Raw genomic sequence first — 12,399 nt, 5'->3', positions numbered from 1 at the left:
GATGAACAAGCGGCTTGAACCTGTAACCTACAAGCGGTTTCGTTTCGATGGAAAGAGTGCTGACGGGCAGAGCACCGACAGCCTGCTCTCCGTGCAGCGCGGCGATGGCGGCGCGCTGGAGGCCAAGGTGGCCATGGGGCTCGCGCGTCTCGCGGACGAGCAGTTCGAGAAGGCGGCGAACATCGCCACCCGTATGGGCGCGGAGGCAAGCAGCGCGGAAGCCCGCGCGAAAGCGCCGCGGCCGATCACAGTGACGCAGAAGGACGGCGGCGGATATCGCGTCTATACCGGCTCGGCTATCGAGCAGGCCAAGGCGTTGCTGCGCGACGAGGAGGGTTTCCGGCCATCGCCCTATTGGGACACGGACGCACATCGCGTCGGCTACGGTTCCGATACCGTAACTCTGGCGGACGGGCGCAGCATCAGGGTCACCCAGGGCATGACGGTTTCCCGCGCGGACGCGGAACGGGATCTCGATTACCGGCTTTCCGCGCGGGAGGGCGCGCAGGTGCGCAAGCAGCTCGGCGCGGCTTTCGACCAGCTTCCGGCTTCGGCACAGGCGGCGCTTTACTCCGTCGGGTATAATTACGGATCTCTGCCTGACAAGGTCGTGGCCGCGGCGCGCACCGGAAACCTTGGCGCGATTGCCGACGCGGTGGCAGCCTTGCCGGCCAATTCGAAGCGCCGGCAGCGCGAGGCGGCGATGATCCGGGGCGCGACCGGACCGGCGGCCCCGGCCGGAGAAGGCGCGCCGGAGGCGGGCGCTGCTTCATCGGGGCCGGTTACGATTACGCCGGGTGCGGCCGGCGGCTGGCGGCCGAGCGGGAAGGACACCGCCTATGGGCGCGCCTACGATATCGCCGGCACGAAGACCTATCTGCAGGAACTGCGGTTTACCATGGTGCAGGACATGGACGCGGTCTACGAGGCGTACAAGGACGATCCGGCGATGCTGGAAAAGGCACTGGGCGAGCTGGAAACCGCCCATATGCGCGATCACGTCTTCCCCGAGATCGCCGACGAATACAGCCTCGATTTCCGCAAGATGGCCTATACCCGCGTGCAGCAGGCACGGGAGGAATTCAATACCCGGCAGAAGGCGCGGGACCGGAACGATTTCCTCGATCGCGTCGGCGCGCTGGAAGAGCGCAAGGCGCAGGCCTTTGCGCGGGCCGGGATGGGCGATGTCGGCGCGAACATGGTTCTTGCCTCGCTGCAGAACGATATCGACAGCCATATCGACAGCGCGGTTGCGCGCGGCATCTACACGCCGGAAGAAGCGAAGCGCGCGGCGAAGGAAAGCCGCGACGGGCTGATGGTCGGCGTCTATACCGCGCAGGCGGCGAACAAGCGGCCGGAAGAGATCGCGGCGATGCGACAGGAGCTTTACGAGCGCTGGTCGCGTGGCGAGGAACCGGACATCGATGCCGGCACGATGGCGAAGATCGATGAGGATCTCGGAAAGGCCGAGAGAAATCGAATAACGCAGGACAAGGTAGCATCAGAAGCCCTGCAGCAGCGTGGAACTGATCTCGTCAACAAGGTAGCGCGGGGACAGACACCTTCGCCCGACGAAATCGCGCGTTTCGAACTGGACCGCGGGACCACGCCGAACGGCCCGGAAATCGTCAATTCGACGCTTGCACGGATGCGGGTGGCTGACGCATTGCGAAACCGACCTGTCGGGACGGTCGAGCGCGATCTTGACAAGCTGCTGCAGGACAAGGATGGCCGGGTCAATCCCGACGACCTGCAATTCGCCCGCGACAAGATCAAGGAGTACCGCACCAACCTGCAGAACGATCCCCTTGGGCAGGCGGAGGCGCTCGGCATCATTCCCCCCGTCATGCCAATCCCCACGGATGGCACCGCGACGCCTGACCAGATCCGCGACGCCGTCGCGTACCGGCGCGGCGCCGCCGAGGCCGTCGCTTCCCATTTTGGCGTGCCGCCACGCTATTTCCGGCCCGGCGAGGCGGAAGCCATCATCGCCACGGCGGCGGAAAACCCGGATGCTCTGGTCGCCTTCACGCAAGGCGTTCGCGACAGCTTCGGCAGCAAGGCGGGCGCGGTGCTGGCCGAATTTTCCGAGGAAGGCCCGGCGCTGGCGCACGCGGCAGGTCTTTCCATCGCCACGGGTGACATGGGAACGGCGCGAGCAGTTGCCGACGCCATGATGATGAAACGACAGAAACAGTTACCCGACCTTACGCCGGAGACTGCAAGGGCAGTCGACAATTTCGGGCTTTCCGCTGTCAGCGGCGCATTTGCCGCCGATCCCAAAACACAGAACGCGGCCCTACAAACGGCACAACTGCTGTTCCAGCGCGAAGCGGCGCGGCAGGGGATCAACGTCGCCGACATCAAGGAAGAGGGATCGCCTGCGCAGACGCTCTATCTTCGTGTGCTCGACAAGGCGCTTGGCGCGAGAACCGTCGGCGGCGAAGCCTATGGCGGTATTGGCGAAGTGAACGGAGCGAAAATCATCGTACCTTCCGATATGCGGAAAGACCAGCCGGCACAGCTGCTCGGCGACATTACCGACGCTCAACTTGCGCAGCTGCCCAAGATCAACACGCTCAACGACTTCAAGATCAGCGCCTCACGCATTCGCGGAGGCACGCTCGTCAACGTGGGCGACGGTCGCTATCTCGTGGCTCTCGGCGAAGCAAATGGCGACGACCCGCAATATCTGGTCGGCGAGGGCAATCGCCCGTGGATCCTCGACATCAGGCAATTGCAGGAAATTGCCGCGCAGCCGGCGCCGAACCGGATCGGCGGTTTCAACCCATTCGGATGGCAGCCATGAGCTTCTGGTACGGAAACGAGAGCCCACCGCTCACCTTCACGCCAGCGCGGGGGCAGGCGACGCTTGCGGAAATCGACAGCGCAGCGCGCGACAAGCAGATCTATATCGACAACCAGAACAACACCTATCAGGCGCTGCGCCGCGCCTATGACGACAGGATCGCCGCCATCCGCGAGCGCACCGGCGAGACCTTCGAAAATCCGATGGCGACAGAAATCGGCGGCATCGGCATGCCAAGCTTTCTGGAACCGCAGTTCCGCAACGCCTATCGCGACAGGGAAGCGCAATTCGGGACGTGGCTGCAACAGGTACAGGAGCGGCATCCCGGCGCAGCCGACGTGATCCGGGCCGGAGAACCGGTCGAGAAAGACGCGGAAGCGCTGGCGCGCCATGCCGAGGAGAACGCCGCGAAGGCGATGGCGAGCCGCGACGACTGGGCCGGCTTCGGCGCTTCGCTCTGGGGAAGCCTCAAGGGCTCTCTCTATGATCCGCTTCAGGTGCAACTCATATTGGGCAGTCTCGGAGTAGGAGGTGCCGCTGGCGCGCAAACGGCTGTCGGGCGCATCGCCCAGACCACCATATCGGAAATCGTTGTCAATGGCCTGTCCGAAGCGGCCCTCCAGCCAAGCGTGCAGGCGTGGCGAAAAAAGCTCGGGCTTCCTTCCGGCTGGGGCGAGGCGATGAAGAACACTGCCTTTGCAGCACTTGCAGGCGGTGTGCTCGGGGGTGGAACCGCTGCTGCAGGGGAAGGCTTTGCACGCATTCTTTCCCGCGGCACGCTGGAGGAAGCGGGCAAAGCGCTGGCCCGCAATTCCGATCATGCGGAGCTTTCGGCTGCGATGGCGGGGGACGCGCAGAAGGCCGCCGATATCCTGCGGCCGATCCGCGACGATCTGCCCGCCGAGGTGCGCGGCGCTATCGACCATGCGGAAATCCTCGCCCGGGACGCTGCCCTGCGGCCGAAGGCGGCAAGCCCTGAGCGGCATGACATTGCGCTTACCAAGGCGACGCGCGCCGCCTTGACGGGCGAAGAGCTTTCGTTGTCGCCGGCGCCGGAACAGATTGACAGGATCGTCGAACGGCTTGTCCCTTCCGTTGCTGAGGCCCCCAAGGAACAGACGCTGGCGCAATTCCTCATCCGATCCGGCGGCGTGCAGGAATACAAGGGCGAACTCGGGGCGCTCGGTCTCGGCGACGTGCGCGAACGTTTCGTCGGCAAGCTGGTGAAGCCGGACGGGATGCCGCTCGACGATGCGCGGCGGGCGGCGGCGGAGGCGGGATATTTCGATCATCTCTATGGCACGGCGGACGAGGCGGCGGCGAAGAGCACCGTCAACGACCTGCTGGACGAACTCGACCGCACCCAGCGGGCCGGCGAGACGAAGACGCCCGAAACGGCCGGACGGGCGCAAGCGGAAAACCTCGTCAGCGAACTCGTGGCCCGGGCCGGGCCGGCCGTGGATGACGATCTGATCGTGAAAGCCGCCGAACTTTCCAATGCGGAAGGGCTCGATCCCGCGACAGCGCTCGACAAGGTGCTGATCGAGAACGACCGGCAGCGCTGGGCGGCCGAGGCCGAGGCGAAACCGCAGCCTTCCGCGCTGCCCGAGGATCTGCGCGGCGGCATGGCTGATCCCGGCGCGGCGGACCCCGAAAGCCTTGTCGATACCGCCGATCTCTCGGACCTGCCCGAGGATTTCGACATACCCTTTTTCGATGACGGCCGCACCGTCACCGCCGGCGAGCTGGCCGCCGATCTCGACCAGATGGACCACTTGTTTCAGGTTGTGGAGGCCTGCCGCGCATGAGCTTCAAGGATTGTCTCGCGACCGCCGTCGAGGGCGGCGAACTGAGCCAGGCGGACGCGGAGCGGCTGTCCCGCGATTTCGACCGCCTGCGGGGAAAATTCGCCGTCAACAGCGAGGCGACGGCGGATGCCGAGGCGAAGCGGGCGCTGGCGGAACTGCTGAAGGCGGAAAGCGACCATCAGCGCCGCAAGGCCAAGCTCGCCATTTCCAGCATCCGCCGCATCGATGCCGATATCCGCTCCTACAAGAACGCCAGTGGAAAGGCGGATATCGCGGCCGGCGCGCTGGATCTTCTGGAGCATTTCGGCACGGCGACCTATTCCAGCGTCGAGGGCCGGCGAAAATCGATCATCGGCATGGCGCATGCCAGAATGGAAGCGGCGCTTTACAATTTCCGGCGCGGCGCGCTTGGCGGCGACCTGACGCGACACAACAAGGCCCAGCTCGACAATGTGGTGCGCGAAGCCTTCGGCCAGAATTCCGGCGACGAAGCGGCGAAGCAGTTCGCCAAGATCTGGGAAGACACGCATGAATGGCTCAGGCAGCGCTTCAACAGCGCCGGCGGCGCGATCGGCAAGCTGGAAAAATGGGGGCTGCCGCAGCATCATGACGCCCGCGCCCTGCGCAAGCGCGGCCTTCAGGCATGGAAGGAGGACATCCGCCCCTTGCTCGATCCGGCCCGGATGCGGCACCCGCTGACAGGCGAGGCCGTCGATCCGGCGGAGCTTGATGGCATTCTATCCGAAATCTGGGAAAACATCGCCACGGACGGTTGGAGCAAGCGCCAGCCATTGCGGCAATCGCTCGGACGCGGGGCGCTGGCCAACCAGCGGGCGGAACATCGCTTCCTGATCTTCAAGGATGCCGATGCATGGATGCAGTATCAGGAACTCTATGGCGGCGGCGGTGACGCTTTCGGCGCGATGATGGGCCATATCAACATGATGGCGAAGGATATCGCCGCCATGGAGGTGCTGGGGCCGAACCCGAACGGCACGATAGAATGGCTGAAACAGGCCGTGGTGAAGGAGAGCCGGAACCTCGCCGCCGGCAAACCCAGCCGCATGAGCGGAAACCCCGACACGGCGATAGACCGTGCGGAAACGGCCGCCAAGAAACTGGACGCCGTGTGGGGGTCCATTCGCGGCACACTGGAAACGCCGGTGAACAGCAGGTTTGCCGCCACCGTATCCACCATGCGCAGCCTGATCACGTCCAGCGTACTTGGCAGCGCCATGCTGGCATCGGTGACGGATCTCGGCACTTCCGTCGTGGCCCGGAAATTCGCCGGCATCGGCGGGAGAGGCGTTTTTTCCGATGTCGCCAAGGCGGTCATGCCAGCGACACGTCGCGAAGCTGTCAGCGCGGGCCTACTGCTCGACAGCGCCATGCACGTATTTCATGCGCAGGCGCGATATATCGGCACAATCGACGGTCCGGGATGGACCAGCTTCATCGCCGACCGCGTTCTGACACTGTCCGGGCTGACGCCATGGACACAAGCCGGCCGTCATGCCTTCGGCCTTGCCTTCATGCGGACGGCGGCGGAGCAGGCGGGAAAGAGCTTCGACAAATTGCCGGACGCATTCCGCAACGTGATGCAGCGCTACGGGATCAGCGCGCGCGAATGGGACCAGATGCGAAACATTCCCATGCACGATCTCGGGCAGGGAACCATGATCCTCCGGCCGCAGGAGATCGACGAGCGCATTCATCCGAAGCTTGCGGAAAAATATCTGGAGATGATCCAGGCGGAAACGGAATATGCCGTTCCGAACGGCTCGAACCGTTCGAAGGTGATGCTGCTCGACGAAAACCGGCCGGGCACCTTTGTCGGCGAGATCCTGCGCAGCTTCGCCCAGTTCAAGAGTTTCGGCACGGTTTTCCTCGTGCTGCACGGCCGGCGCATTCATGACATGATCGCCGGCGGCGAGGTGCGGAAGGGCGCGGCCTATGCCGGATCGCTGCTGATCTCGACCACGCTGCTCGGCGGCATGGCGCTGCAAATGAAACAGGTGGCGCAGGGCCGGGACCCGCAGGACATGTCCGATCCGGCCTTCTGGGGCGCGGCGCTGCTGCAGGGCGGCGGTCTCGGCATTTACGGCGATTTCCTGTTTTCCAACGTCAACCGCTATGGGTCCGGCTTCGCGACGACGCTCGGCGGGCCACTGGTCGGCAGGCTCAGCGATCTCTGGGACCTGACGGGCGGCAATGTCATCCAGCTCGCCAGCGGCGAGGAAACGCATTTCGGCCGGGAGGCGAACAAGTTCATGCGGTCGAACATTCCCGGATCTTCGATCTGGTATACGCGGCTGGCATGGGAGCGGATCGTCATGGACCAGCTGCAGTTCCTGATGGACCCGGAGGCCAACAAGGCCTTCAAGCAGCGGCAACGCTTTTTCCAGCGGGAGTTCGGACAGGAGTTCTGGTGGGCTCCCGGCGAGACTACGCCGCGCCGGGGACCGGATCTGTCGACAGCCATCGGGACGGAATGAAGAGCATCCGGGTGGCGATGCCGTCGAATTTCTGCGGGTTGCCGAAATTGGTGACGCCATCGAGGCCGCGCAGGGATGCGACATGGCCGCCATTATCCCATCTTGTGCCGGCGAAAAGTTCGGCGACGACGCGCGGATTGACGGCGATGGCGATGCCGGGTTCGCCCTCCGGCACGGTGCGGATGCCGACCGTGCGCAGGAAGCGGTCTATGGTGGTTCCGCGCGCCAGCGCCTGCGTGATCAGCTCGCGAACGCTCTGGCCATGATCGAAGCGGTGGGCGAGCGCGTGATCGATGCACTGGCGACCATCGGGCGAGATGCGGGCGCCGGCGAGAACGAGATCGACATCCGGCAGTCCTATATGGGGCATCATGGCGACGGCGGCTTCGCGGCCGCGAAACTTCGCCACCATGCGCAGATATTCCACCTTGGCTGAGAGCGGCGCATGCTGCACGTCGATTTCGAAGGCATCGGGCGGGGCGGGACGATTGGCGGCGGGATCGTATCTGCCGGTGCGGCGGATCTGGGGCAGGACTTCATGAAACACGAAACGCTGAAACCGTTCGGCTTCCGGCTTGTTGCTCCGGAAGATAAGGCGGAAAAGCCCCGGCTCGCTCACGCATAGCAAGCTCTGTTCCCCGCCAAGGGTACTCACTTTGCGAGTACCCTTTTCATCATCGGGAACGGATCTTATGGCGTTTGCTGCATCTCTGAAATTTAGCGCCTTGGCAACATCTGTAGCAACGAACCACGGATCGCCGTTTTCCTCGACAACGCGGACCAGATGTTCCTCGAAAGCGAAATTCTGAATGGCGTTCATGGCTGGTCTCCTCAGTGCCGGGCTTCGACGTCGTAGGTGTTGCAATCGGCCAGGAACAAAGCCCGGTGGGTGGCGTCGCAGGCGGCGAGCTTTTCCTGCATCAGGTAAAGGGTGGTGCAGAAGGTGGATTTCTGCTGCGCGAAGGTTTCGGCATCGGCATGCTCGACGGCGAAGAGCGACAGCGTGACGAGGGCGCGCAGGTCGATGAGGGTATCTTCCAGCTTGGAGAGAGGGTCTGTGTATGCGGTCATGGTCGGTTCCTCATGGGTTGGACCTGACCACCAGCTTGCATCTGGTGGCCGGGCAATAACGGGTTTGCAAGACCGGCATGAGGACCGGCAGAGGACAAGCCTCTCCCATTACGCCCGACCATAAAAAAACGCGCTTGCGCGCGTCGGGAGCGCCTCATGTCTTCTAGCCCGCTTGCAATCGGGACTCCACCTTTTTCGTGAAGCATGCTTAGGTTGAATCATGATGAGTCTCGTGTCAAGGGAGGGCAGGGTGTTTGATATTGTTCTGATGTTTTTTGCCCTTGTTGGCGTAGGTGCCGTCATCTTTCTCATTGTCTCGAAAATTGCAGGTGGATCGCCCCTTGAGCGGGACTGGAGACAGGCATTTGCTAAAACCGACATGGCTGCGAAAGATGTTTTCGCACGCCGTATAAAGCCGCACGACAATAGATGGCATCTGGATTATGATCGTGAGTTCTCCCGAGCCGTTTCAGGACTGTTCGGTGAAGGCGCAATGAAGCAATTCCGGGATGAAGGTGTACTTGCCTTGCCGATGATCTTTCACTTGCTTGCCCATATACCGGACGATCTTCTGGATGCTTTCTGGAGATATTCGCGAGAAACCGCCGACAAAGCCAAGCATGAAGATAGTGGCGAAGCTGTTTTGTGGGATTTGGTATGGCTGTTTCTTGGCGGGGAACAGTTCAGTCGTATGGCTCAAAATGAAGGGCAGAAGACACTGGCAATGGAAATGCAGATGCGCGTCGGCAGCCTGCTGAAACCCGGCTCATTGAAGGTAGACAACATCTTGGTAAGCTCATGACCCGCATCGCTGCTATAGCCACTGCCCTGATGTTGCTGCTCGCCCTCGCACCGTGGCCATATGAGTACTACATGCTGCTTCGCGTGCTGGTCTTCGCGGCCGGTATTTACTGCGGCATTCATTTCTGGTCCGACAGCCGGGGTCTTTCCATTGCGTTGTTCCTTTGCGCTGTGCTGTTCAATCCGGTTATGCCGGTGCATCTGACCCGAGAGATCTGGATGGTCCTGAACGTCGGCTGTGCTGTCGTCTTCGCCTTGGCCGCCTCGCGGTCAAACAGGCGCTTTCTGATCGATGTCGCGCGCACCATAGAAAATCCGGCCAAGCCGGACTGATGCTAGGAGGTTTGCTCCACCGTGGAGCAAACCTCCCTAAAGTCCCTTGCCTTCCACAACTCTAATCCCATAAGTTGCGCCTGTAAGGGGTAACATCATTTTGGGGACATCATGCGTATCAGGATTTTAAGTGCCGTCGCTCTGACGGCATTGGCGGTTTCGTGTGCGAAGCGGCCGGATGCCATCGTGCCGGCGGACGTGCCGATGGCGGCTTATACCGGGTCCAGCTGCCCGGATCTGGCAAGGGAGCTTGTCAGCGAACAGGAGAAACTGGCGGCGCTTTCCAAGGCGCAGAACAGCGCCGCGACCGGCGATGCGTTCGGGGTGTTCCTGATCGGGGTTCCTGCATCGAGCGCGTTCGGTGGCGACAAGGAAGGGCAGGTTGCCATTTCCAAGGGGAAGGTCGAAGCGATCAAGAACGCCATGCGCTCCAAGGGCTGCAAGTAGCGCTCACTGAACGCCATCCCGTGAACCTTAGCCTTGTCCCGATGATCCAATCGGGGCAGGGCCATGACCAATCCTTATCCGCTTCCACGTTTTCTTCGGCAGACCGATATCCTTGTCGGTGACGGAACCGAAACCTACGGGCCTTTCGACGATTTCAAGATCTGGGATGTCGAGGATGTCGAGGTATGGGCGCGCGCGGAGGGTGAAGCCGGGTTTGCGCAGGTCTTCGCGACCGTGGCCAAGCTCGACGCGGACGAGGCCTTCGACTTCTTCACCATCGCATTTGCCGATGACGTGCCGGCGACCACGCAATTCGTGGTGGGGTCCTTTCGCACCCATGAGCGCACCGCCGGGGTAATTTCCGGCACGCGGGTCAATCCGACGGCGCTGGAAAAGGAACTCTCCAAGCAGGGCACGGTGCTGCAGGAGCTGCGCCGCGATGTCGACCGGGGCTGGAAGAGCGATTTCGGCCAGCCGGGCATGACGATGGACGCCAATGTCGCGGACGGCGACACGCTGATGAAGCAGGGCGACCGGCTGGTGAAGGGGCCTGATGCCGCGCAGATCGCCGCCGCACAAGGCTATGCCGAGGCGGCGGCGGCAAGCGCGGCCGCGGCGGCCGAGGACGCCGACGATGCGGCCGAGGCCGCGGCGAGCATTGCCGCCGTGATCGAGGGGCTTTCGCCGGTGTTCGCCAGCAAGGCGGCGGCCGAGGCCTACAGTCCGGCGATCGCGCCGTCCTTCCTGCGGCTGGCCGGCTATTACGCGGCCGGCGACGGCGGCGGGGCGCTTTACAAAAAGGTCGATGCCGAGCCGGCCCATATCGGCAAGTTTTCGATCGCGCTGCTGCTCGGGGGAACCGTCTGGTACGAACTGGCGGAAAGCGTGGTCGCGCCGGAAATGCTCGGCGCGCGCTGCCTTCCGGCCTACGACGACAAGCCCGCGCTGCAGGCGGCGCTGGACGGCTGGCGGACGGTGCGGCTGACGCCGGGCAAGACCTATTATCCGCGCTCGACCGTCACCATGTCCGTGAGCGACACGAAGCTGGAGAGCGACGAAACCGCCGCCATCTTCGTCGACAAGGCGTATTTCAACAACAACAACCCCTATATCGCCGGAGACGCCCGGATCGCGGCGGTGAATGCCGGTTCCGGCGGGTGGGCGCTCAATGCGACGGGGCGCTACGGCACCAATGCCGTGGTGCTCTACGTCACCGGCGAGCAGAGCCTGGGCGGCGCGCGGAACGCGCGGTCGCGCGTTTCGGGCATCCGGTTCGTCGGCAACAATCCCTCCGGCCTGATGCAGACCGTCGTGCTTGCCCGCAACACGCAGGACTTCACGATCGAGCACTGCTCCTTCACCGCCTTCGGCATGGGCTATTGCGTGCTGCTCGGCGGAACGCACGGCTCCAGGGTCCGCCAAAACCTGTTTTACGATCTCGTCGAAGCCGGCATCTATCCGGCGACATCGGCCGGCGACGCGGCGGATTGCGCGCCGAACGTCACGGCAATCGCCACGACCAACGACTTCGCGGCGCTGCACGGCCCCGGCTGGAAGCCATCGATCCATGGCAACCGCATCCGCAACGTCCACTTCACCGGCGCGGGCCTTGCCCGCCACGGCGACCAGTCGGACGGGATCAACATGACGGAGATGGGCCAGAACACCGGCCTGCAGATCTACGACAACCATATCGAGGATGTCGCCGAGGGCATGGACATTTTCGAGCGCTACGGACGGGTGGCCGGAAACCACCTGTTCGACTGCAATATCTTCGGCATGAAGTTCACCTATGGCGCATCGTTCCTCACGATCGACGACAATGTCGTCAACAATTCCGGCGCGGCGGCGATGGTGTTCGACAGCCCGGACGGCTACGAGACGCGCAACAATATCGGCAGCGGCAACATCCTCTACAACGCCGATCCGACCACCTATACGGACAACGGGCTGATCCAGTTCTCCTCGTCCGGAACGGGATCGACGCATTCCAACAGCATTCTCGACGGCGAGTACGCGCCGGTCAATGCCAAGACCATCGTGCGCAACACCGCCAATGTGGGCTCCAATCCGCCGAACAAGGTCACGGGCCGGGTGCTCGGACCGGGTACGCATGCGGATGCCGCCCAGCGCTACTGCTCGCAGAGCTGGGCTGGCCTCGAATTCCGCAGCCATATGGACACCTTCGTCAGCGCCGCTCTCGCCGGCGCGCAGAACGCGGCTGCGTCCAACGTCTCGACGACCGTGCAGTTTTCCGACGCGGCCGGCATCGACACGCTCGGAGAGTGGGACAATGCGACCTATACGTTCACGCCGCTGTTTCCCGGCTTTTACGAGATCAGCGCGCAGGTGCGCCTCAGCGGGCTTGCGACGTCGGACGCCATGGTGACGCAGATCCTCAAATCCGGTACGGGCATCAAGAACCGGGACGGCATGGGGCAGTCGGACGGCGCGCTGACGCAATCCGTCTCCGGCGTGTTCTGGCTGACGCCGGTGATCGGCGGCACCAGCGACAGCATCCGGATCGCCGTTGCGCAATCGAACGCGGCGGCCAAGCCGATCACCACGGTCGCCGCCTATACCAATCTCTCGATCCGGCGCATTTGACGCCCGTTTCCCGGCCTTACACTCGGCT

General features: G+C 63.3%; 9 protein-coding genes. 7 read left to right on the top strand and 2 right to left on the bottom strand.

Going from position 1 to position 12,399, the window contains the following annotated elements; genetic code table 11:
• Position 1 precedes the first annotated feature (1 nt).
• The 3 genes from J5N58_RS01205 to J5N58_RS01195 are packed head-to-tail and all read left to right on the top strand — an operon-like array spanning position 2 to position 7,112.
• On the top strand, positions 2 to 2,809 hold the full coding sequence (locus tag J5N58_RS01205) for a lysozyme (RefSeq protein ID WP_244709241.1): 2,808 nt from the start codon (positions 2 to 4) through the stop codon (positions 2,807 to 2,809).
• Positions 2,806 to 4,617 (top strand): hypothetical protein, encoded by a 1,812-nt coding sequence (locus J5N58_RS01200; RefSeq protein ID WP_244709238.1) that lies wholly within the window; start codon positions 2,806 to 2,808, stop codon positions 4,615 to 4,617. The genes J5N58_RS01205 and J5N58_RS01200 overlap by 4 nt, the downstream gene beginning before the upstream one ends.
• A complete protein-coding gene (locus J5N58_RS01195; protein ID WP_244709236.1) occupies positions 4,614 to 7,112 on the top strand; it encodes a hypothetical protein in 2,499 nt (832 codons plus the stop codon). Before J5N58_RS01200 ends, J5N58_RS01195 begins: the two co-directional genes overlap by 4 nt.
• On the opposite strand, the gene J5N58_RS01190 is transcribed toward J5N58_RS01195, so the two are convergent.
• Positions 7,063 to 7,932, bottom strand: a complete 870-nt coding sequence (locus J5N58_RS01190; protein ID WP_244709234.1) for a BRO-N domain-containing protein — start codon at positions 7,930 to 7,932, stop codon at positions 7,063 to 7,065. The two genes, J5N58_RS01195 and J5N58_RS01190, sit on opposite strands and share 50 nt — an antisense overlap.
• 11 nt (positions 7,933 to 7,943) lie before the next feature.
• The gene (locus J5N58_RS01185; protein WP_244709232.1) at positions 7,944 to 8,183 is read right to left on the bottom strand and encodes a hypothetical protein; all 240 of its coding nucleotides are present in this window, start codon (positions 8,181 to 8,183) and stop codon (positions 7,944 to 7,946) included.
• Between the two features lie 250 nt (positions 8,184 to 8,433).
• Between J5N58_RS01185 and J5N58_RS01180 the strand changes: the two genes are divergently transcribed.
• The 4 genes from J5N58_RS01180 to J5N58_RS01165 all read left to right on the top strand — a co-directional run bounded on the left by J5N58_RS01180 (position 8,434) and on the right by J5N58_RS01165 (position 12,371).
• Positions 8,434 to 8,985 carry a hypothetical protein gene (locus tag J5N58_RS01180; RefSeq protein WP_244709230.1) on the top strand — a complete coding sequence of 184 codons (552 nt, stop codon included), beginning with the start codon at positions 8,434 to 8,436 and terminating at the stop codon, positions 8,983 to 8,985.
• Positions 8,982 to 9,317 (top strand): DUF6804 family protein, encoded by a 336-nt coding sequence (locus tag J5N58_RS01175; protein WP_244709227.1) that lies wholly within the window; start codon positions 8,982 to 8,984, stop codon positions 9,315 to 9,317. The genes J5N58_RS01180 and J5N58_RS01175 overlap by 4 nt, the downstream gene beginning before the upstream one ends.
• Before the next feature lie 111 nt (positions 9,318 to 9,428).
• Positions 9,429 to 9,764 carry a hypothetical protein gene (locus J5N58_RS01170; RefSeq protein WP_244709225.1) on the top strand — a complete coding sequence of 112 codons (336 nt, stop codon included), beginning with the start codon at positions 9,429 to 9,431 and terminating at the stop codon, positions 9,762 to 9,764.
• A 63-nt stretch (positions 9,765 to 9,827) separates the two neighbouring features.
• Positions 9,828 to 12,371, top strand: coding sequence for a right-handed parallel beta-helix repeat-containing protein (locus J5N58_RS01165; protein WP_244709222.1), 2,544 nt, complete (start codon positions 9,828 to 9,830; stop codon positions 12,369 to 12,371).
• Positions 12,372 to 12,399: the final 28 nt, after the last annotated feature.

This window comes from Paenirhizobium cremeum (genome assembly GCF_022884085.1).
Classification (GTDB): Bacteria; Pseudomonadota; Alphaproteobacteria; order Rhizobiales; family Rhizobiaceae; genus Allorhizobium; species Allorhizobium cremeum.
Note: the sequence above shows the minus strand (reverse complement) of the source record. Positions and strands in the feature narration are given on the sequence as shown.

Bases quoted from the DNA above. Each gene is read 5' to 3' on its own strand.
- J5N58_RS01175 (WP_244709227.1), top strand. From the start codon at position 8,982: ATGACCCGCATCGCTGCTATAGCCACTGCCCTGATGTTGCTGCTCGCC.
- J5N58_RS01170 (WP_244709225.1), top strand. From the start codon at position 9,429: ATGCGTATCAGGATTTTAAGTGCCGTCGCTCTGACGGCATTGGCGGTT.
- J5N58_RS01190 (WP_244709234.1), bottom strand. From the start codon at position 7,932: ATGAACGCCATTCAGAATTTCGCTTTCGAGGAACATCTGGTCCGCGTT.
- J5N58_RS01165 (WP_244709222.1), top strand. From the start codon at position 9,828: ATGACCAATCCTTATCCGCTTCCACGTTTTCTTCGGCAGACCGATATC.
- J5N58_RS01205 (WP_244709241.1), top strand. From the start codon at position 2: ATGAACAAGCGGCTTGAACCTGTAACCTACAAGCGGTTTCGTTTCGAT.
- J5N58_RS01195 (WP_244709236.1), top strand. From the start codon at position 4,614: ATGAGCTTCAAGGATTGTCTCGCGACCGCCGTCGAGGGCGGCGAACTG.
- J5N58_RS01200 (WP_244709238.1), top strand. From the start codon at position 2,806: ATGAGCTTCTGGTACGGAAACGAGAGCCCACCGCTCACCTTCACGCCA.
- J5N58_RS01185 (WP_244709232.1), bottom strand. From the start codon at position 8,183: ATGACCGCATACACAGACCCTCTCTCCAAGCTGGAAGATACCCTCATC.